Below are 20,988 nucleotides of genomic sequence, written 5' to 3'. Positions count from 1 at the left end.
CTAGGGGAAATTCTTCTTGCTTCGTTCTGATATATCACATACCGTATGTCATCAAGATCGAGTGAAACGATCGGGCGCCGCAAGGCATACGGGTAGCAACAGCGAAGGGCGAGAAGGCGAGAGTGCCCCGCCCCGTAAAGAGTTCAACGAGGAGACCAAGACATGTCCGAAGTCGTCGAAGCCAAGCGGGTCGGGAGCACCACGCGGAAGACACCCTGAATTAGAAGAATTCCAACCCCAGTCAATTTGTATAGAAGGAATCAACCATGGCAGAAGTCGGAAACGAACTGCAGCGTCACGCCACGGAAGAACATCAGGCACAAACCGATGGTTTTCATCTGGTCATCGACGCGCTGAAGCTGAACGGCATCGAGAACATCTACGGTCTGCCCGGCATTCCGGTCACCGATCTGGCCCGTCTGGCACAGGCCAACGGCATGCGCGTCATCAGCTTCCGTCACGAGCAGAACGCAGGCAACGCAGCAGCGATTGCCGGCTTTCTCACCCAAAAGCCGGGCGTTTGCCTGACCGTTTCTGCGCCGGGCTTCCTGAACGGGCTGACGGCGCTGGCGCATGCGACCACCAACTGCTTCCCGATGATCCTGATCAGCGGCTCGAGCGAGCGCGAGATCGTCGATTTGCAGCAGGGTGACTACGAAGAGATGGACCAGCTGGCCATCGCCCGTCCGCACGCCAAGGCTGCCTTCCGCGTGCTGCACGCTGAAGACATTGGTGTCGGGATTGCGCGTGCCATTCGTGCCGCCGTGTCGGGCCGTCCGGGCGGTGTGTACCTGGACCTGCCGGCCAAGCTGCTGGGCCAGTCGATGGAAGCCGAGAAGGGCCGCAAGTCGCTGATCAAGGTGGTGGATCCGGCCCCGCGCCAACTGCCTGCACCGGACTCGATCGACCGTGCCGTCGCGCTGCTGAAGAGCGCCAAGCGCCCGCTGATCCTGCTGGGCAAGGGTGCCGCGTACGCACGCGCCGAAGCGGATATCCGCACACTGGTCGAGAAGACGGGCATTCCGTACCTGCCGATGTCGATGGCCAAGGGCCTGCTGCCCGATACGCATCCGCAATCGGCCTCGGCCGCACGCTCGTATGTGCTGGCTGAAGCTGACGTGGTGTTGCTGGTCGGCGCCCGCCTGAACTGGCTGCTGTCGCATGGCAAGGGCAAGACCTGGGGCAAGCCGAAGCAATTCATCCAGATCGACATCGCGGCGACCGAGATGGACAGCAACGTCGCCATCGCCGCGCCGGTAGTGGGTGACATTGGTTCGTGCGTGTCGGCGATCCTCGACAAGGTCGGCAATGACTTTGCCAAGCCGGGCGCCGAGTGGCTGAACGCGGTGGCCGACCGCAGGGACACGAACCTGGCGAAGATGGCCGAGACCCTGGCCAGGTCCAAGGATGTCTCGCCGATGAACTTCCACGGCGCGCTGAACGTGCTGAAGGATGTGGTCAAGGCCAACCCGGGCATCTCGTTCGTCAACGAAGGCGCCAACACGCTGGACTACGCCCGTGCCGTGATCGACATGTACGAGCCGCGCAAGCGCCTGGACGTAGGCACCTGGGGCGTGATGGGCGTGGGCATGGGCTACGCGGTCGCCGCGGCGGTCGAGACCAGCAAGCCGGTGCTGGCGCTGTGCGGTGACAGTGCGTTCGGTTTCTCGGGCATGGAAGTCGAGACGATCTGCCGTTACAACCTGCCGGTCTGCATCGTCATTTTCAACAACAACGGCGTCTACAAGGGCATCGACGTGAATCCGACCGGCGGCAAGGATCCGGCGGTCACGACGTTCGTCCCGGGCGCGCGCTACGACAAGATGATGGAAGCGTTCGGTGGCGTCGGCCGCAACGTCACCACGCCGGCGGAACTCGAGGCTGCGGTGAACGAAGCCCTGCGCTCGGGCAAGCCCACGCTGGTCAACGCTGTCATCGATCCGGCTGCTGGCACGGAAAGCGGTCGTCTGACCAATCTGAATCCGCAAAGCTCGGCCAAGAAGTAATTCACCCGAATTTCACCCCTCTGATCCAATAGGAGAACGAAAGTGAACCTCCCACTCAACGGCATCAAGATCATCGACTTCACGCACGTCCAGGCCGGTCCCGCCTGCACGCAGCTTCTCGCGTGGTTCGGTGCGGACGTGATCAAGGTCGAGCGCCCCGGTTCCGGCGACGTGACGCGCACCCAGCTGCGCGACATCCCGGATGTCGATGCGCTGTACTTCACCATGCTCAACAGCAACAAGCGCAGCCTGACGCTGGATACCAAGAAGCCGGAAGGCAAGAAGATCCTGGAGCAGCTGATCCGCGAGTCGGACGTGCTGGTCGAGAACTTCGGCCCGGGCGCGCTGGACCGCATGGGGTTCTCGTGGGAACGCATCAACGAACTGAACCCGAAGATGATCGTGGCTTCGGTCAAGGGCTTCAGCGACGGCCACCACTATGAAGACCTGAAGGTCTACGAGAACGTGGCCCAGTGCGCCGGCGGCGCGGCCTCGACCACCGGCTTCTGGGATGGCCCGCCGACGGTGTCCGCCGCGGCGCTGGGCGATTCCAACACCGGCATGCACCTGGCCATCGGCATCCTCACCGCGCTGATCGGCCGCGACAAGACCGGCAAGGGCCAGAAGGTGGCTGTGTCGATGCAGGATGCGGTGCTGAACCTGTGCCGGGTCAAGCTGCGCGACCAGCAGCGCCTGGACCGCCTGGGCTACCTGGAGGAGTACCCGCAGTATCCGCACGGCAGCTTCAGCGACGTGGTGCCGCGCGGCGGCAACGCGGGCGGCGGCGGCCAGCCGGGCTGGGTGCTGAAGTGCAAGGGCTGGGAAACCGACCCCAACGCCTATATCTACTTCACCATCCAGGGCCATGCCTGGGAGCCGATCTGCAAGGCGCTGGGCAAGCCGGAATGGATTTCCGATCCCAACTACGCCACCGCCAAGGCTCGCCAGCCGCATATCTTCGATATCTTCAACACCATCGAGGAATGGCTGGCCGACAAGACCAAGTACGAGGCCGTGGACATCCTGCGCAAGTTCGACATCCCGTGCTCGCCGGTGCTGTCGATGAAGGAAATCGCCGCCGATCCGTCGCTGCGCGCCAGCGGCAGCATCACCGAGGTGCCGCACAAGGAGCGCGGTACCTACCTGACGGTGGGCAGCCCGATCAAGTTCTCCGACCTCAAGCCGGAGATCACCGGGTCGCCACTGCTGGGCGAGCATAGCGAAGAGGTGCTGGCCGGCCTGGGCTACGGCGCGGACGACATCAAGCGCCTGCGCGAGTCCCAGGTGATCTGACGCTGCCCGCCGGCACTTGTGGCCGGAGTGTACGCCGGGGTCTCGCGCATAGCGGGCCCCGGCGTTTTTTCTTGCAGCGTGGCCATGTGGCACGCTACCTTGATGGCCATGACAGGCTGGCGCCGACCGGCCCTGGTAATAACGAGGGAATCCCCATGACAGACCAGATCGATTACGCGCAACTGGTGTCCGCCATCGGCGACGCCATCATCATCTCCGACGCCAAGGGCGCCATCACGCTATGGAATCCCGCCGCCGAGCGCATGTTCGGCTTTACCCAGGCCGAGGCCATGGGCAAGTCGCTCGACCTGATCATCCCTGAGCGCCTGCGCGGGCGGCACTGGGAGGGCTACGGCAAGACCATGGCGACCGGCATCACGCGCTACGGCCACGACCTGCTCAAGGTGCCCGCGGTCGACAAGGACGGCAAGGCCATGTCGATCGCCTTCACCGTGGCGCTGCTCAAGGATGATGCGGGCGCCATCACCGGCATCGTCGCCGTGATCCGCGACGAGACCGTGCGCTTCCAGGAGGAGCGGGCGCTGAAGAAGCGGCTGGTGGAGCTGGAAAACCAGGTCAAGGAACAGGCCTGAGGCGCGTGCCATTTCCGTGATCCCGGACCAGCCGCGCAGGTCTCGATTGTCCCCCGAGTTTTCCCGAATAGGTGGCCGGCATGCACTTCCAGCGCCGCTTTGGCGTAGCCGATCGTGGTCTTTTCGGTACCAAAAGCGTTGACTGAGTACCTAATGCCTCCTACATTGGGAGCCCTGACAAAGACAGATCCGAGGAGACAACATGAGCCGTCAAGCTTCGGCCGCTGCGGTAGTCCATGGCGGCGCTACGGTGGGCCAGCTCTATGCGGCCGCGCTGCGTGCCAGGCCCGGCGTGCCCGCCATCGTCGGCGACGACACCACGCTGAGCTATGAGGCGCTCGCGCGGCAGTGCGCGCGCGTCGCGCGGCTGTTTGCCGCCCGCGGCCTGGCGCGCCAGGATGCCGTGGCCTTCCTGGTGGGCAACCGCGCCGAAGCGGTCGCCGCCATCATCGCCGCGCAGCTGGCCGGGCTGAAGAATGTGTCGCTGCATCCGATGGCATCGGAAGCGGATCACGCCTTCGTGCTGCAGGATGCCGGGGTGCGGGCGCTGGTGGTGGACAACGCCCGCTTCACCGAGCGCGCGCGCGTGCTGGCAGCTGGCGCCGGCCTGCAGGTCCTGCCGCTGGACGATGGCGAGTTCGGGCCTGGCCTGGCCAATGCGGCGGCTGCGTTCGATGACACGCCCGTGGTTCCCGGCGACGACCCCACGGAAATCAGCCGGCTGGCCTATACCGGCGGCACCACTGGCCGTTCCAAGGGCATCCTGCATACGCACCGGACCACGGTGACGGTGCTGCAGTACATGCTGGCCAGCTACGAATGGCCGGCGCAGATCCGCTATCTGGTGACCACGCCGATCTCGCATGCGTCCGGCAGCCTGTTCCTGCCGACGCTGCTGCGCGGCGGCACCATCTACGTGTGCGACAAGTTCAGTCCCGCCGATTTCCTGCGACGCGTGGCCGAACAACGGATCAACCTGACCTTTTTGGTGCCCACGCAGATCTATGGCCTGCTCGATTGCGACGGGCTGGACGCGGCCGACCTGTCCAGCCTGGAGCTGGTGCTCTACGGCGCGGCGCCGATCGCGCCGGTGCGTCTCGCTGACGCGCTGCGCCGCATCGGCCCGGTGTTCGGACAGGTCTATGGCCAGGCTGAAGTGCCGATGTGCATCAGCTACCTGAGCCAGCGCGACCACGATCCGGACAACCCCGAGCGCCTGCGCTCGTGCGGCAAGGTGATCCCGGGCAACCAGGTCAAGCTGCTGGACCCCGACCTGCGTGAAGTCGCGCCGGGCGAGGTGGGCGAGCTGTGCGTGCGCGGTCCGCTGGTGATGGAAGGCTACCTGAACCGGCCCGAGGAAGACGCCAAGGTCTTTGCCGGCGACTGGCTGCATACCGGCGACATGGCCCGTTGCGACAGCGAGGGCTTCCTGTACATCGTCGACCGCGCCAAGGACATGATCATCAGCGGCGGCTTCAACGTGTACCCGAGCGAGGTGGAGCATTGCCTGGCGCTGCACCCGGCCATCGCCATGTCCGCGGTGATCGGCATCCCCGACCCCAAGTGGGGCGAGGCGGTCACCGCCGTGGTCGTGGCACGGCCCGGTGCCGCGCTTACCGAGGCCGACGTGATCGGCCACGTGACGCAGCACAAGGGCGTGGTCAATGCGCCCAAGCAGGTGGTGTTCGTGGATGAGCTGCCGCTGACCGCGCTGGGCAAGATCGACCGCAAGGCCATCCGCGGCCGCTACTGGGGCGGCCAGGAGAGGCAGGTGGCCTGAGCGCGGTTACCTTCCGGCGTGCGGCTGGGACGAGCGCGCGCCGGTGTCCGCGCGGCACAGCAGGCCGTTCAGGATGATCTCGTAGAACTCGCTGAAGGCATCGCCGATCTTCAGGCCGGTTTCCTTCAGGAACTGCTGGTTGCGCAGCCGGTGCGCGGCGCCCAGGATCGCTTCGGAAACCAGCCGCGGATTGTGCGGCGCCATCAGCCCTTGCCGCATGCCTGCCTCGAGCAGGCTCTCAAGCCCGCGCACGCGCGCCAGCTGGTAGTCGTCGAATGCCGCCCGGCCGCTGTCGATCGCATCCAGGTCCGCCAGCGCGGCCTTGCTCAGTCCCGATGTGTTGAGCGCGGCATGCAGGTAGGCGGACACTGCCCGCGCCGCATCGCTTTCGCGGCGCGCCGCGGCAAAGCCCCTTTCCAGGTTGTCAGCGAGCACGTCGCGGCAGATGCCGACGAATAGCGCTTCCTTGGTCGGCGCGATCTCGTACAGGCGCCGCCGTGAGCAGCGCATGCGTCGGGCAATCTCGCCGATGGTCAGCGACGACACGCCTTCGGTGCTCAGCAGCCGGGTCAGTTCGTGGGCAAATTCTTCGTCGGTGCGTCGAGTCGGCATGAAACGGGTGGCAAGCCGGGCAAGTGGCGGGCGCGTGAGTGTTGATGCCGAATCTTACGACGACTGCGCCCGGGCCGGCATGGCAATGGATCCATGCCGGCCGGCACATCGCCAGCTCCCCCAGGCGCGGAATGAGTAATGGCTCAAAAGCAGCCGCCGACTGGTTTCCCAGTGCGCTTCAGGTGATAGAGTCCGTCCCCGGCAACGCAAGCAAGCTTCTAACGCTTGTATAGTGTATCTATACGCTATACATTCTTTGCTACCTGGAAATCGATGATCAAGAGTTTCGCCCATGCGGGCCTCAGGCGTTTCTTCGAGACTGGCTCCAAGGCGGGAATCCAGCCGCATCACGCGCAGAGATTGCGCAATCAGCTCGGTGCGCTGGATCACGCCACGAGACCCCGGGACATGGGGGTGCCAGGTTGGAAGCTGCATCAACTGGGCGGCGACATGTCCGGCCCTGGTCTGTCAGCGTCAATGGCAACTGGCGGCTGACATTCATGTTCGACGGCATCGACGTCATCGTCGTCGATTACCAGGACTACCACTGAAGGACTTCATCATGACGCGCATGCACAACCCGCCGCACCCCGGCGCGGTGCTGGCCGATTGGCTCGCTGGCATGGACGATATGACCATTACGGCGTTCGCCGCGCACATCAGCGTGACGCGCGCAACGCTCTCGCGCATCCTGAATGGTCATGCATCGATCACGCCGGATATTGCCATTCGCCTGGAAGAAGCCCTGGGCGCGAGCCGCGAGATGTGGAGCGGCATGCAGATGGCATACGACCTCTGGGTCGCGGCGCAAAGGCCGCGCAAGCGCATCAAACGGCTGCCCCGCCCCGCAGGCAAGGCTGCGGAGGCCGATCTCGCCTGAGGGACATGCGGGCCACGCAAAAAGGCGAGGCCGCTCGCGCGCCTCGCCGTGAACCGAGCGGCCCTTCAGTTGAGATGACCGACCGCGCGCAGGTATTCGTTCTTCTTCTCGAAGATCAGCGCGCTCAGAAAGGCGGCGTCATAGGCGGCCAGCAAGTGCGCGTGGTGTTCTTCGATATAGCGGGCCACGCGCGCCTTCTCGCATTCGATGCCGCACAGCCATTCATACATCTCGGCGTCCCAGCGGAAGCGCAGGCCCAGCTCGATAAACGCGGCGTTGTAGGCGGCGAGCTGGGTGTCGCGCGGAATGGGTTGGTTATCGGTGCCGACCGTGATGGCAGCCTGGCTGCTTTCCTGCTGGACCTGGTTCATGCTCGTCTCCTCAGATGCGCTGTAGCGGTTGGGTTGAGACAAGCATAGGGACCGCGGATGATTTACGATAATTAAAGTTTCATAGCGAAACCATAATCAATTGTTTATGCATTCTGACTGATCAAACCTTCCACCCCGGTAATCCGCTCGATCAGTCCCGCGCCTTCCTCCATCAGGAACTGCTTGAACGCCAGCGCCACCGGTGGCAGCCGCTTGTTCTTGCGGTGCACCACATACCAGTTGAGCATCACCGGGAAGCCCTCGATGTCCAGCACCGCGAGCTTGCCGGCCTGCAATTCCAGGCCGACCGTGTGCGCCGACAGGAAGGCGATGCCCATATTGGCGATCACGGCCTGCTTGATGGTCTCGGTGCTCTTGATCTCCATCGCGATGCGCATGTTCGACAGACGCCCGGCAAAGCCCTCCTGCATTGAATTCCAGGTATCCGAGCCTTTCTCGCGTGAAACGAAGGCTTCATCAGCCAGCTCGGCCAGCGGGATATTGCGCTGTCCGACCAGCGGGTGGGTGGGCGCAGCCACGATGACATAGGGATGGGGGGCGAAGGCCTCGTTGATGGTGTCCATGCCTTCGGGCGGACGCACCATCACCGCCAGGTCGGTCAGGTTGCCGGCCAGCTGGTGCAGCAATTCCTCGCGGTTATGCACGGCAAGGTTCAGCGTCACGCCTTCATGGCGGTTCATGAACTCGGCCAGCAGGCGCGGAAAGAAATAGTCGCCGGCGCTGATCACCGCCACGTTGAGCCGGCCGCCGGAGATGCCCTTGAGCTGGGACATGGCGTCTTCGGCCTCGCGGAACTGCTGGATGATGCTGCGGCTGTAATGCAGCATCTCGTGGCCCGCCGGGGTCAGGTAGATCTTCTTGCCCAACTGCTCGAACAGGGGCAGCCCCACGTGGTGCTCCAGCTGCCGCACCTGGGTCGATACCGCGGGCTGCGTCAGGTGCAGTTCCTCGGCAGCGCGTGAAAAGCTCATATGGCGGGCAACGGTCTCAAAGACCTTCAACTGCCGCAGTGTGGCGTTCCTCATCCTCGTCCCGTGCAATATATAAACGATTGGCTATATAAACGATAAAAAACTTTATGCAGTGCTGATCTTAGATTCAAGTAGCATCAATCGTCGGATTTGCCTGCCCCGCCCCGAATCCGGCTCTCCGGCTTGCGCCAGGAGCCCGCCAATGGCCACAAGCATGGCCGATAACAACGATGGCTGCCTACAGCCACGACAAAAAATACACAAGGAGACTACCGTGACCGGACTGAATGCAACGGTGCGTGCAACGCGGCACCCCGCCATGCCTGAAGAGACCCGTCGCAGCCACGCCGGTGCGGGGCAGGGGGGCAGGTCGTGAATATCTCGCTCCCCCAACTGAAGGCCTTCGCCGCAGTGGCGCGGCACAAGAGCTTTACGCGTGCCTCGGTTGAGCTGGGCCTGACGCAATCCGCGGTCAGCCGCAGCGTGCGTGAACTGGAAGATGAGATCGACCAGCGCCTGTTCGACCGTACCACGCGCCAGGTGGAACTGACCGATGCCGGCCAGCACCTGTCGCAGCGCATCTGCCACCTGATCGAAGAGGTCGAGCAGACCCTGCGCGACAGCCAGAGCGCCAGCCGTCCGTGCCAGGGCCTGGTGCAGATCGCTTCGGATCCGGTGCTCAGCTCGATGTCGGTGCCGACGTGGCTGGCCGGCTGCCGGCAAGCATGGCCGGCGATTGCCATCCACCTGAAGGACCGCTCGCAGGAGTCGGTGCTGCAAAGCGTGCGCAGCGGCGAGGTGGACTTCGGCATTGCCACCGATCCGAAGCCAACCGACGACCTCTATTGTGAACCGCTGTGCGTCGATGCCTACCACGCCGTCCTGCCCGCCCAGCACCCGCTGGCGATGCGCGACGCGGTAGGGTGGGGCGACCTGAGCGATGCCCGCGTGCTGGCCCTGGACCAGCAGTGCGGCATGCAGCCCGCGGTGGAGAAGGCGCTCAGCAGCTATCACGTGCGCGCGGGCTCGCTGCAGTTGCTCGGCCACTTTGCAGCGGTGTTCGGCATGGTGGCGCTGGGCCTTGGCATCGGCGTGGTGCCGTCGCGTGCCCAGGTGGGCGGCATGAATCCGGCGGCGGTGATGCGGCCGCTGCGTCCGCAAGTGACTTCCACGGTGATGCTGGTTCGGCGCAAGAGCCGCTCGCTCAAGCCCAATGCCGCGGCAATCTGGGATGCCTTGCGTGGCCAGGAATATCAGGAGTCGCCGGTGGTGCATCGAAAAACCACCATGGTGTGAGGCAATCGGCTCATCAGGGGGCATGGGGCGGGCATTCGTTGTATTAGTGCAAAACTTCTATTGATATATTACATACAGGATATTTACACATAGTGCGGTGCAGCATATAATGAAAACTCCTGATCACAACGCTATTGGAGTTTTCAAATGGAAGTCGCTCTTCTCTTCGCTCTTGGCCTGGGCCTGATTGCTGCCGGTGCCGGCGTGACCACGCTGCTGGCCACGCGCCTGCCGATGGACGTGCTGGTGACCGCGCAGGAGCACGGTCGCTTTGCCGGCCTGGGCTCGAACCAGGAAGGCGATGGCGTGGGCCGTGCCAGCCCGTCGCGCATCGTGCCCGCTGCCGGTGAGCTGGCCTACGCGTAATGCGCGCCGGCGCCATGCGCCATCGCGCTGAACCGCGCAACCAGCAAGGGTTGTAGCGGCCGGCACCCCTTGTGGCAGTACCTCGGTTGATACCTGATCTGCGGCATTCGCCGCGAGCCAGGGCAGGGTTCTGCACGAACCTGCGGCCGCCACCATCTTCCTCCCCGATCGCTGCCAGCGATCGCCCTGCACGACCCCTCTTCCTGCGCCCCGGTTCCAGGCCGGCAGGCTCCCTGCTGTGTCTTTAACGCCGCTTCCGGCGTCGTTCCCAAGCCATACGCGCGTCATCAGACATTAATGTATGCATCTAGGGACTTTCCCCAATTCATCGTTTTCCCGATTTTTCCGGGGCGCGATCCCCGGCATTCTTGCGGATGCCATCAGTCGGCCGATTAATGTGCCGATGCATGGCAACTGCTTGATTTCCAACGACTCCGGATGCTGTCGGACCGGCCATTGATGCAGTGTGCGCACCAGTCGCACTGCAGCAACGGCCACCCAGGCGTCACTCACCGCGGTCCCATGCTGCAGAGCCGCGACGAATACGCTTGACTTACCTGATATATCACATACCGTATAGCACTAGAACGGCTCAGCTGTTCTTTGACTGAGAGTCACGCAGAGGCGTCTACAGGCGCCCATCTTCCACCTTGGCGGCACGCCGCTATAAGGAGACATCATGGAATTGCAGCAGAGGGAGTCCACGTCGCGCTTTGCGTCGCCGTGGGTGCAACTGGTATTCGGCGTGATCTGCATGGCGATGATCGCCAACATGCAATACGGCTGGACGCTGTTCGTCAACCCGATCGACGACAAGTACCACTGGGGCCGCACCGCGATCCAGGTGGCCTTCACCATCTTCGTCGTGACGGAAACCTGGCTGGTCCCGATTGAAGGCTATCTGGTCGACAAGTACGGCCCGCGTCCGGTAGTGGTGGGCGGCGGCCTGCTGTGCGCCATTGCCTGGGCCCTGAACTCGGTGGCGTCCTCGCTGCCCATGCTTTACTTCGCGGCGGCGATCGGCGGCCTGGGCGCGGGCGCTGTGTATGGCACCTGCGTGGGCAACGCGCTGAAATGGTTTCCCAATCGCCGGGGCCTGGCAGCGGGGATTACCGCAGCCGGTTTCGGCGCGGGCTCGGCGCTGACCGTGGTGCCCATTGCCAACATGATCAAGACTTCGGGCTATGAGGCTGCGTTCCTGTGGTTCGGTCTTGGCCAGGGCCTGATCGTGTTCATCCTGGGCATGGCCCTGTACCCGCCGTCGGCCAAGATCCTGAGCGAGGTCAAGTCCACGCTGAAGGCTGCCGCAACCTACAACGCTTCGCCGCGCGAGGTGCTGAAGTCGCCGATCTTCTGGGTCATGTACGCGATGTTCGTGATGATGGCCGCCGGCGGCCTGATGGCCACCGCCCAGCTCGGCCCGATCGCCAAGGACTTCGGCCTGCACGACGCCCCGATCTCGATCCTCGGCCTGACCTTGCCGGCGCTGACCTTCGCACTGACCATCGACCGCGTGCTCAATGGCCTGACGCGCCCGTTCTTCGGCTGGATCTCCGATCATATCGGCCGTGAACGCACCATGTTCTTTGCCTTCGGGGTCGAGGCCATCGGCATCCTGCTGCTGTCCAAGTACGGCCACCATCCGGTTGCCTTCGTGGTGCTGACAGGCGTGGTGTTCTTTGCCTGGGGTGAGATCTACAGCCTGTTCCCTGCCACCTGCGGCGACACCTTCGGGCCGAAGTTTGCCGCCACCAACGCGGGCCTGCTGTACACCGCCAAGGGCACGGCCGCGCTGCTGGTGCCGTTCTCCAGCGTGATCACCACTGCCACCGGCAGCTGGCATGCGGTCTTCATGGTGGCCTCCGGCATGGCGGCATTGACCGCGGTGATGGCGCTGTTCGTGCTCAAGCCGATGCGCGAGGCCCATGCCCGCAAGTATGTGCATGCCAATGCCTCGGCACCGATGGGCTACCGTACCGTGCCGGAAGACCTGACCTGATGAAGAAAGCAGTACGGCGCCTCCGGCGCCGGCAGGATCCGGACGTGGCGGCTGCGATGCGTGCACAGGCGCCGCGCCCGGTAGCACAATACGAAAAATAGAAAGAGCGACAGGGAGGCGGCCCGCCGGGCGCCTTCCTGATCGCACATCGGATACCCACAAACAGAATCCAGGCACGCCATGAACCAGGTTGTCATTCCTCTCGAGGCGACGGGGCTCGGCCGGCAGCGCAAGCGCCGCCAGCCCAAGGGCCGGCAGGTAGACGCGGCCGCGCTGGCCGAAGTGCGCGTGGCGCTGGGCGACATGCCCCGCCGGCGCGACTTGCTGATCGAACACCTGCACTGCATCAACGACCGCTACGGCCAGCTGGCGATGCCGCACCTGGTGGCGCTGGCCAGCGAACTGCGGCTGTCGATGACCGAGGTCTATGAAGTCGCCACCTTCTACCACCACTTCGACGTGGTACGCGAGGACGCCGACGGCCAGATCGCACCGCCGCCGGCGTTGACCGTGCGCGTATGCGAAGGCATTGCCTGCGAGCTGGCGGGCGCACAGGCGCTGATCGACAAGCTGCCCGCGCTGCTCGGCACTGAAGTGCGCGTGGTGGCCGCGCCCTGCATCGGCCGCTGCGAGAAGGCGCCCGCGGCGCTGGTCGGGCAGAATCCGGTCGACACCGCCACGGCCGAGGCCATCGACGCCGCCGTGCAGGCAAAGGCCGTGCGCCATGCGCCCGAGCCCTATATCGGCTACGACGCTTACCGGAAGGACGGCGGCTATGCCTTGCTGAAGTCCCTCGCCAGCGGCGACCTGGATCCGGCCGCCGTGCTGTGCACGATGGAGGACTCCGGCCTGCGCGGCCTGGGCGGCGCAGGCTTCCCGACCGGGCGCAAATGGCGCATCGTGCAGAACGAGCCCGCGCCCCGGCTGATGGCCATCAACATCGACGAGGGCGAGCCCGGCACCTTCAAGGACCGCGTCTACCTGGAACGCGGTCCGCACCGTTTCCTGGAAGGCATGCTGATCGCGGCGACGGTGGTCAACGTGTCAGCGATCTATATCTACCTGCGCGACGAATACGCCGGCTGCCGCGAGCTGCTGGCGGAAGAACTGCAGCGGCTGCAGCAAGACCCGCCAATCCCCGGCCTGCCGACGATCGAACTGCGGCGCGGCGCGGGCGCCTATATCTGCGGCGAAGAGTCGGCCATGATCGAGTCGATCGAAGGCAAGCGCGGCATGCCGCGGCTGCGCCCGCCCTATGTGGCGCAGGTGGGCCTGTTCGGACGGCCCACGCTGGAACACAACTTCGAGACCCTGTACTGGGTGCGCGACATCATCGAGAAGGGCGCCGAGTGGTTTGCCTCGCAGGGGCGCAACGGGCGCAAGGGCCTGCGCTCGTTCTCGGTCTCGGGCCGCGTGAAACGCCCCGGCGTGCACCTGGCACCGGCCGGCATTACCGTGCGCGAGCTGATCGATGAATACTGCGGCGGCATGCTCGACGGCCATGCGTTCTACGGCTACCTGCCGGGTGGCGCCTCGGGCGGCATCCTGCCGGCGTCGATGGGCAATATCCCGCTGGACTTCGACACGCTGCAGCCCTACGGCTGCTTTATCGGCTCGGCCGCGGTGGTGATCCTGTCCGACCAGGACAGCGCCACGCAGGCAGCGCGCAACCTGATGCACTTCTTCAAGCACGAGTCCTGCGGGCAATGCACACCGTGCCGCACCGGCACCGCCAAGACGCTCGACCTGATCCGCCAGCCGAAGTGGGACCTGTCGGCGCTGGATGACCTGTCCGCGGTGATGCGCGATGCATCGATCTGCGGGCTGGGGCAGGCCGCGCCCAATCCCGTCGACTGCGTCATCAAGTACTTCCCGCACGAACTGGCCTGAGAGACTGACATGAATGCACTGACCCGCGCCGAACGCGCGCTTGTCGAATCCGCCGAGCCAGCCGTCACCTTCACGCTCAATGGCCGCGAGGTGAGCGCCCAGCCCGGCGAAAGCCTGCTCAAGGTGGCCCAGCGCGAAGGCTTCGACGTGCCGCACCTGTGCTACAAGGACGGCCTGGAGCCCGCCGGCAACTGCCGCGCCTGCATGGTCGAGATCCAGGGCGAGCGCGTGCTGGCCCCGTCCTGCTGCCGCTATCCCGCCGAGGGCATGCAGGTGCAGACCGAATCCGAGCGCGCCCGCCGCGCTCAGCGCACGGTGCTGGAACTGCTGCAGTCGGACATGCCCGAGACCGACTACACCCGCCACAACGAGCTGGACCAGTGGGCCGCGAAGCTGGAGGTCGGCAAGCCGCGCTTTGCCCCGCGCGAACGCGTGGCGGCGGATTTGTCGCATCCGGCCATCGCCGTCAACCTGGATGCCTGCATCCAGTGCACGCGCTGCCTGCGTGCCTGCCGCGACGAGCAGGTCAACGACGTGATCGGCCTGGCCCTGCGCGGCGACGAAGCCCGCATCGTGTTCGACATGGACGACCCCATGGGCGCGTCGACCTGCGTGGCCTGCGGCGAATGCGTGCAGGCCTGCCCGACCGGTGCGCTGATGCCCGCGCGCGACGCCGCGCTGGCGGTGCCGGACAAGCAGGTGGACTCGGTCTGCCCATACTGCGGCGTGGGCTGCCAGCTGACCTACAACATCAAGGACAACCGCATCCTGTTCGTGGAAGGGCGCGATGGCCCGGCCAACCACGAGCGGCTGTGCGTGAAGGGCCGCTACGGTTTTGACTACGTGCAGCATCCGCAGCGCCTGACGGTGCCGCTGGTGCGCCGCGAAGGCGTGCCCAAGCAGGGCGATTTCGTCATGGATCCGGACCACGTCATGGACGTGTTCCGCGAGGCCACCTGGGAAGAGGCGCTGGCGCTGGCTGGCGGCAAGCTCGCGCAGATCCGCGACACCCACGGCAAGCGCGCGCTGGCAGGGTTTGGCTCGGCCAAGGGCAGCAATGAAGAGGCCTACCTGTTCCAGAAGCTGGTGCGCACCGGGTTTGGCAGCAACAACGTCGACCACTGCACGCGGCTGTGCCATGCCTCGTCGGTGGCGGCGCTGCTGGAGGGGATCGGCTCGGGCGCGGTATCGAACCCGGTGATGGATGTCGACAAGGCCGAGGTGGTGATCGTGATCGGCGCCAACCCGACCGTGAACCACCCGGTCGCGGCCAGCTGGATCAAGAATGCGGTGAAGAACGGCACCAAGCTGATCGTGGCAGATCCGCGCCGCTCGGACCTGGCGCGCTTTGCCCATCGCTTCATGCAGTTCAAGCCCGATGCCGACGTGGCGCTGCTCAACGCGATGATGCATGTCATCGTCACCGAGGGACTGGTGGACCAGGACTTCATCGACAGCCGCACCATCGGCTTTGACGAGCTGCAGCGCAATGTCGCGGCGTACAGCCCGGAACTGATGGCGCCGGTGTGCGGCATCGAGGCCGAAGTCATCCGCGAGGTGGCGCGGCTGTATGCCACGTCCAAGGCCTCGATGATCCTGTGGGGCATGGGCGTGTCGCAGCACGTGCACGGCACTGACAACGCGCGCTGCCTGATCGCGCTGGCGCTGATGACCGGCCAGATCGGCCGCCCCGGCACCGGCCTGCATCCGCTGCGCGGCCAGAACAACGTGCAGGGCGCGTCCGATGCCGGCCTGATCCCGATGATGTACCCGGACTACCGCCGCGTGGACGATCCCGTGGCGATCGCCAGCTTCGAGGCGCTGTGGGGCATGCCGCTGGACCGCCAGCCCGGCCTGACCGTGGTCGAGGTGATGCAGGCGATCGAGCGCGGCGAGGTGCGCGGCATGTACATCATGGGTGAGAACCCGGCGATGTCAGACCCCGACGCCGAGCATGCGCGCGAGGCGCTGGCCTCGCTCGACCACCTGGTGGTGCAGGACATCTTCCTGACCGAGACCGCCTACCTGGCCGACGTGGTGCTGCCGGCTTCGGCCTTCCCGGAGAAGACCGGCACCTTCACCAACACCGACCGCACCGTCCAGCTCGGCCGCCAGGCATTGAACCCGCCGGGGCAGGCGCGCCAGGACCTGTGGATCATCCAGCAGATGGCGGCGCAGCTGGGGCTGGACTGGCACTACGACGGCGTGGCCGAGGTCTTCGACGAGATGCGCCAGGCCATGCCCAGCATCGGCGGCGTGACCTGGGAGCGGCTGGAGCGCGAACACGCCGTGACTTATCCGTGCAAGGAAGAGGGCGACCCGGGCGAACCGGTGATCTTTATCGACAGCTTCCCGACCGCCAGCGGCCGGGGGCGCTTCGTGCCGGCCGACATCATCCCGGCAGCCGAGCGGCCCGATATCGACTACCCGATGGTGCTGATCACCGGCCGCCAGCTCGAGCACTGGCACACCGGCAGCATGACGCGGCGCGCCGGCGTGCTGGATGCGATTGAGCCCGATCCGGTGGCGCTGGTGCACCCGCTGGACCTGGACGCGCTGGGCGGCAAGCCGGGCGACGTGGTCACGCTGGCATCGCGCCGCGGCGAAGTCACGCTGTACGCGCGGGCCGACGCCGGCACGCCGCGCGGGGCGGTGTTCGTGCCGTTCTGCTATTACGAGGCGGCGATCAACAAGCTGACCAATGCGGCACTGGACCCCTTCGGCAAGATCCCGGAGTTCAAGTACTGCGCGGTGAAGATGGCACTGGGCGGCGCGCCGCCGGAGCAGTCGAGCTACGGCGGCGGGCAGATCCTGGCGGCGGTGTAGGGCCGACGGCAAGCCCTGTCGGGGCCGTCTGCGCGGGTAGCGCAGGCGGCCCTTTTTGTTGGGTGATTATCCGGAGTTTCGGGAAATTGATTGCTGTAGCTTCCGGCTAATCAAATCAATCGTGACAGGCTACGCTTCGGTTCATTCCCTACACAACCCGGAGCCCGCCATGAAAGCCATCGGCCTGACCCAGTACCTGCCCATCTCCGACCCGCGTTCGCTGCAAGACGTGGAGATCGACATGCCCAGCCCCGGCGGCCGCGACCTGCTGGTGAAGGTTGAGGCCGTCTCGGTCAACCCGGTCGACACCAAGGTGCGCGCGCCCAAGGCGCAGGTAGAGCCCGCGCCGCGCGTGCTGGGCTGGGACGCGGCCGGCACGGTGGCCGCCGTGGGGCCGGAGGTGACCCTGTTCAAGGTCGGCGACCCGGTCTACTACGCGGGCAGCATCACTCGGTCCGGCTCCAACGCCGAGTTCCACCTGGTCGATGAGCGCATCGTCGGCCACAAGCCTGCCTCGCTGGATTTCGCCAACGCGGCGGCGCTGCCGCTGACGGCGATCACCGCCTGGGAGGCTCTGTTCGACCGGCTGGGCATTTCGCCCAATGGGGATCACGCCGGGCGCCCGGTGCTGATCATCGGCGGCGCGGGCGGCGTGGGCTCGATCGGCATCCAGCTGGCCAAGGTGCTGGCCGGGCTGACCGTGATCGCCACCGCGTCGCGGCCCGAGTCGCAGGAATGGTGCCGCCGCCTTGGCGCCGACCATATGGTTGACCATCGTGGCGATCTGCCGGCGCAGCTGAAGGCGCTGGGATTTGCCGAGGTCGACTACATCCTCTGCTTCAACGACATCGACGGGCATTTCCCGGCGATGGCTGAAGTGGTCGCCCCGCAGGGCAAGATCTGCACGATCGTCGCAAATACGCGGCCGTTGCCGGTGGAATTACTCAAGAACAAGAGCGCCACCTTCGTCTGGGAATTCATGTTCACGCGCGCCATGTACAGCACGCCCGACATGGTCGCGCAGCATCGTCTGCTTAACGAGGTCACGCGGCTGGTCGATGCCGGGCGCCTGCAGACCACGCTGGGCGAGAACCTGGGGCGCATCAATGCGGAGAACCTGCGGCGCGCGCACGCCATGCTGGAAGGCGGGCGCACTATCGGCAAGCTGGTGCTGGAAGGGTTCTGAGCCGGCGTGCCGCGCCCGGCAAACGACAACGCCCGCCGGGATGTCCCGGCGGGCGTTGTCGTTCCCGGGGCAGGGGTCAGCCCATCTTGCCGAGGATGCTCTGCATCTCGTCGCTATTGAAGGCGCGCAGGGTTTGGGTGCGCACGTTGCCGGCTGCGCCGATGGTCAGCCCGAAGCTGGTCATGGTCTCGTCGTCGGGCGCTTCGACGGTGAGCACGATGTCGTATTCGCCCAGCGTCCAGTAGATGTCTTTCATCTGCACGCCCAGGCGTGCCCCCATCTCGCGCACGGCGGCCGCGCGCTTGGTGGTGTCCTTGACGGTGCGGATGCCCTGGTCGGTGAAGCTGGCTAGCACGATGTAGCGGGTCATGGCGGGACCTCCGGTTATGGTTGGATCGGTCGCCGTCCCGGCGGCGTGCATGGGGCAAGCGGCCGGGGCAGTGGTTCAGGGCTTCGGGGCGTGGCGAGGCGCGAATGGCATGGCGCCTCGCCGTTGATGCTCGCGATGTCTGAGCAACTTCATGCCAACGCATATTGCGCGCCAGTCGGCGCGGCAGGCCAGGATGCGGATCGCGGACGCGCGCTCGGCTGTTCCAGCCGGCAGGTGTGTGCCGGTGTGTTTCAGTTGCGATACTGCGTGCGACTCAGTCCCCTGGGCTGCCACCGTCTGCGCTGTCGGGCGTGTCGAGCGCACGCATGTTGTCCAGCAACTTGAGCAGGTAATGCAGCGTGTGCGTCAGGTCATTGGTAGAAAACCCCGTCAGCGCCTGCTCGTAATAGGCCCGGATCTTCGGCTGCGCCTGGTGCAGCCAGACCTCCCGGCCCGGTTCGCTCATCCGTATCAGCCGTGAGCGGCGGTCGCGGCCGTCCGGGGCCAGCGTGACGTGGCCGTCGCGTTCCATCCGGCTGACCAGTCCTGACAGGTTTTGCCGGCTCACCATCAGGTAGCGGGCCAGGTCGCCCACGCTCATGCCATCGGCGGCTTCCGGACGCGACAACGCGCCGAGCACGGCCCACTGCTGCGTCGTCAGGCCCTCTGCCTCGACGGCTCGTGATCCCGTTTTATGCAACATATTTGCGCATTGGTATAGCCGGAAGAAAAGCCGGTTGGCCAGTTCCATGCGCGCGTTTGTGGGGAGTTCTACTTCTACGTCCGGGTTAACCATAGTCTTTTTCACAGTGTTGGCGTCTTGCGCAGGCAATGGCTGCCTCCTATTATAGGTAAATATATTTACCTAATTGGCGGTGCGATGTGACGGCGTCATGGCCGGCAAGATAGCACCGGAATCCTGAAAGGAGAACGCTGTGCAAGGACTTGAAGGCAAGACGGTCATCGTGACCGGTGGTGGCGGTGGTATCGGCGGTGCAACGTGTTTGCGCTTTGCGCGCGCCGGGGCGGCGGTGGGCGTACTCGACCTGAACCCGGAAGCGGCCGAGCGCGTCGCCGGCCAGATCTGCGAGGCTGGCGGGCGGGCGCTGGCGATCCGCTGCGACATCACCGAGCGCGCCAGCGTGGATGCCGCGGTGGCGGCAGTGGAGCAGGGCCTGGGCCCGGTGGACGTGCTGGTCAACAACGCCGGTTGGGATGTGTTCAAGCCGTTCATCAAGACCGAGCCCGCGCAATGGGACCGGCTGATCGCCATCAACCTGATCGGCGCGCTGCACATGCACCACGCGGTGCTGCCGGGCATGGTCGCGCGCCGGCGCGGACGCATCGTCAACATTGCCTCGGACGCGGCGCGCGTGGGTTCGTCCGGCGAGGCGGTCTATGCCGCATGCAAGGGTGGGTTGGTGTCGTTCTCCAAGACGATTGCCCGCGAACATGCGCGCCACGGCATCACCGTCAACGTGGTGTGCCCCGGACCGACCGAGACCGCGCTGTTCGAAGACTACAAGCAGGGTGCGGGCAACCCCGAGAAGCTGGTGGAAGCCTTTACCCGCTCGATCCCGCTGGGCCGCATCGGCCAGCCCGACGACCTGCCCGGCGCGGTGCTGTTCTTTGCCAGCGACGACGCCGGCTTTATCACCGGCCAGGTGCTGAGCGTGTCGGGCGGCCTGACCATGAACGGCTGAGCAAGCAAACACCAGAAAACGGAGACCACCATGCAATACGAAGACATCCTGTACGAAGTGCGCAACGGCGCCGCCTGGATCCTCATCAACCGCCCGGAAAAGATGAACGCCTTCCGCGGGCGCACCTGCGACGAACTGATCCACGCCATCAACCGCGCCGGCTATGACCGCGAGATCGGCGCCATCGTGCTGGCCGGTGCCGGCGAAAAGGCCTTCTGCACCGGCGGCGACCAGTCCGCGCACGAGGGCCAGTACGACGGCCGCGGCACCATCGGCCTGCCGATGGAAGAACTGCACAACGCCATCCGCGACGTGCCCAAGCCGGTGATCGCGCGCGTGCAGGGCTATGCCGTGGGCGGCGGCAACGTGCTGTGCACGATCTGCGATTTCACCATCGCGTCGGACAAGGCCGTATTCGGGCAGGTCGGGCCCAAGGTCGGTTCGGTCGACCCGGGCTACGGCACCGCCTTCCTGGCGCGCGTGGTGGGCGAGAAGAAGGCGCGCGAGATCTGGTACCTGTGCCGCCGCTATCCGGCCGCGGAAGCGCTGGCGATGGGGCTGGTCAATGCGGTGGTGCCGCACGAGCAGCTCGATGCCGAGGTACAGAAGTGGTGCGACGAGATCATGGAGACGAGTCCCACCGCGATCGCCATTGCCAAGCGCTCCTTCAATCTCGATACCGCGCACCAGAGCGGCATCGCCGGCATGGGCATGTACGCGCTCAAGCTCTATTACGACACCGAGGAATCGCGCGAAGGCGTGCGCGCTTTCCAGGAAAAGCGCAAGCCCGAGTTCCGCAAGTACGCGAAGTAAGCCGTGCCGTCC

General features: G+C 65.4%; 18 protein-coding genes and 1 pseudogene. 14 read left to right on the top strand and 5 right to left on the bottom strand.

Annotation, left to right across the window (positions count from 1 at the left end; genetic code table 11):
- The first annotated feature begins 266 nt into the window (after nucleotides 1–266).
- The 4 genes from oxc to AC3WRI_RS03295 all read left to right on the top strand — a co-directional run bounded on the left by oxc (nucleotide 267) and on the right by AC3WRI_RS03295 (nucleotide 5,672).
- Nucleotides 267–2,006 (top strand): oxalyl-CoA decarboxylase, encoded by a 1,740-nt coding sequence (gene oxc, locus AC3WRI_RS03310; RefSeq protein ID WP_010810216.1) that lies wholly within the window; start codon nucleotides 267–269, stop codon nucleotides 2,004–2,006.
- A gap of 42 nt (nucleotides 2,007–2,048) precedes the next feature.
- Nucleotides 2,049–3,299, top strand: a complete 1,251-nt coding sequence (frc, locus tag AC3WRI_RS03305) for a formyl-CoA transferase (RefSeq protein WP_010810215.1) — start codon at nucleotides 2,049–2,051, stop codon at nucleotides 3,297–3,299.
- Between the two features lie 155 nt (nucleotides 3,300–3,454).
- Nucleotides 3,455–3,892: a PAS domain-containing protein gene (locus AC3WRI_RS03300; RefSeq protein ID WP_011617422.1), complete on the top strand. Its 438-nt coding sequence runs from the start codon at nucleotides 3,455–3,457 to the stop codon at nucleotides 3,890–3,892.
- Between the two features lie 202 nt (nucleotides 3,893–4,094).
- Nucleotides 4,095–5,672: an AMP-binding protein gene (locus tag AC3WRI_RS03295; protein WP_011617421.1), complete on the top strand. Its 1,578-nt coding sequence runs from the start codon at nucleotides 4,095–4,097 to the stop codon at nucleotides 5,670–5,672.
- Nucleotides 5,673–5,678: 6 nt separating this feature from the next.
- Here AC3WRI_RS03295 and AC3WRI_RS03290 read toward each other — a convergent pair whose 3' ends face one another.
- Nucleotides 5,679–6,284 carry a TetR/AcrR family transcriptional regulator gene (locus AC3WRI_RS03290; protein WP_010810212.1) on the bottom strand — a complete coding sequence of 202 codons (606 nt, stop codon included), beginning with the start codon at nucleotides 6,282–6,284 and terminating at the stop codon, nucleotides 5,679–5,681.
- Nucleotides 6,285–6,557: 273 nt separating this feature from the next.
- On the opposite strand from AC3WRI_RS03290, the pseudogene AC3WRI_RS03285 reads away from it, so the two are divergent.
- A pseudogene (locus AC3WRI_RS03285) lies at nucleotides 6,558–6,835 on the top strand (type II toxin-antitoxin system RelE/ParE family toxin).
- Between the two features lie 11 nt (nucleotides 6,836–6,846).
- The gene (locus tag AC3WRI_RS03280) at nucleotides 6,847–7,164 is read left to right on the top strand and encodes a HigA family addiction module antitoxin (protein ID WP_010810210.1); all 318 of its coding nucleotides are present in this window, start codon (nucleotides 6,847–6,849) and stop codon (nucleotides 7,162–7,164) included.
- Nucleotides 7,165–7,229: 65 nt separating this feature from the next.
- On the opposite strand, the gene AC3WRI_RS03275 is transcribed toward AC3WRI_RS03280, so the two are convergent.
- Both AC3WRI_RS03275 and AC3WRI_RS03270 read right to left on the bottom strand, forming a co-directional pair.
- Nucleotides 7,230–7,535 carry an HAD family hydrolase gene (locus AC3WRI_RS03275; protein ID WP_010810209.1) on the bottom strand — a complete coding sequence of 102 codons (306 nt, stop codon included), beginning with the start codon at nucleotides 7,533–7,535 and terminating at the stop codon, nucleotides 7,230–7,232.
- A gap of 104 nt (nucleotides 7,536–7,639) precedes the next feature.
- The gene (locus AC3WRI_RS03270) at nucleotides 7,640–8,581 is read right to left on the bottom strand and encodes a LysR family transcriptional regulator (RefSeq protein ID WP_010810208.1); all 942 of its coding nucleotides are present in this window, start codon (nucleotides 8,579–8,581) and stop codon (nucleotides 7,640–7,642) included.
- A gap of 318 nt (nucleotides 8,582–8,899) precedes the next feature.
- Here AC3WRI_RS03270 and AC3WRI_RS03265 point away from each other — a divergent pair, with 318 nt between their 5' ends.
- From AC3WRI_RS03265 to AC3WRI_RS03240, 6 genes are all read left to right on the top strand, one after another.
- Nucleotides 8,900–9,823, top strand: a complete 924-nt coding sequence (locus AC3WRI_RS03265; protein WP_010810207.1) for a LysR family transcriptional regulator — start codon at nucleotides 8,900–8,902, stop codon at nucleotides 9,821–9,823.
- Between the two features lie 147 nt (nucleotides 9,824–9,970).
- A complete protein-coding gene (locus tag AC3WRI_RS03260) occupies nucleotides 9,971–10,189 on the top strand; it encodes a hypothetical protein (RefSeq protein WP_010810206.1) in 219 nt (72 codons plus the stop codon).
- Between the two features lie 679 nt (nucleotides 10,190–10,868).
- Nucleotides 10,869–12,188 (top strand): oxalate/formate MFS antiporter, encoded by a 1,320-nt coding sequence (gene oxlT, locus AC3WRI_RS03255; RefSeq protein WP_010810205.1) that lies wholly within the window; start codon nucleotides 10,869–10,871, stop codon nucleotides 12,186–12,188.
- 180 nt (nucleotides 12,189–12,368) lie between these two features.
- Entirely contained in the window at nucleotides 12,369–14,078 is a 1,710-nt protein-coding gene (locus AC3WRI_RS03250) for an NADH-ubiquinone oxidoreductase-F iron-sulfur binding region domain-containing protein (protein WP_492292576.1), read from the top strand.
- 9 nt (nucleotides 14,079–14,087) lie between these two features.
- On the top strand, nucleotides 14,088–16,904 hold the full coding sequence (gene fdhF, locus AC3WRI_RS03245) for a formate dehydrogenase subunit alpha (protein ID WP_010810203.1): 2,817 nt from the start codon (nucleotides 14,088–14,090) through the stop codon (nucleotides 16,902–16,904).
- 169 nt (nucleotides 16,905–17,073) lie between these two features.
- The gene (locus AC3WRI_RS03240) at nucleotides 17,074–18,090 is read left to right on the top strand and encodes a zinc-binding alcohol dehydrogenase family protein (RefSeq protein WP_492292574.1); all 1,017 of its coding nucleotides are present in this window, start codon (nucleotides 17,074–17,076) and stop codon (nucleotides 18,088–18,090) included.
- A gap of 76 nt (nucleotides 18,091–18,166) precedes the next feature.
- Here the strand turns inward: AC3WRI_RS03240 and AC3WRI_RS03235 are convergent, their stop codons facing one another.
- Complete coding sequence (locus AC3WRI_RS03235; protein WP_010810201.1) at nucleotides 18,167–18,460, bottom strand: GYD domain-containing protein; 294 nt, start codon at nucleotides 18,458–18,460, stop codon at nucleotides 18,167–18,169.
- 274 nt (nucleotides 18,461–18,734) lie between these two features.
- The gene (locus AC3WRI_RS03230) at nucleotides 18,735–19,256 is read right to left on the bottom strand and encodes a MarR family winged helix-turn-helix transcriptional regulator (RefSeq protein WP_041688483.1); all 522 of its coding nucleotides are present in this window, start codon (nucleotides 19,254–19,256) and stop codon (nucleotides 18,735–18,737) included.
- 139 nt (nucleotides 19,257–19,395) lie between these two features.
- Here AC3WRI_RS03230 and badH point away from each other — a divergent pair, with 139 nt between their 5' ends.
- Together badH and badI are read left to right on the top strand one after the other, a co-directional pair.
- Entirely contained in the window at nucleotides 19,396–20,163 is a 768-nt protein-coding gene (gene badH / locus AC3WRI_RS03225) for a 2-hydroxycyclohexanecarboxyl-CoA dehydrogenase (protein ID WP_492292572.1), read from the top strand.
- Between the two features lie 30 nt (nucleotides 20,164–20,193).
- Nucleotides 20,194–20,976: a 2-ketocyclohexanecarboxyl-CoA hydrolase gene (gene badI, locus AC3WRI_RS03220; RefSeq protein WP_492292571.1), complete on the top strand. Its 783-nt coding sequence runs from the start codon at nucleotides 20,194–20,196 to the stop codon at nucleotides 20,974–20,976.
- The last annotated feature ends 12 nt before the right edge of the window (nucleotides 20,977–20,988 follow it).

Source organism: Cupriavidus sp. FW305-27, assembly GCF_058787995.1.
This window is presented reverse-complemented; position numbering and strand designations above follow the sequence as displayed.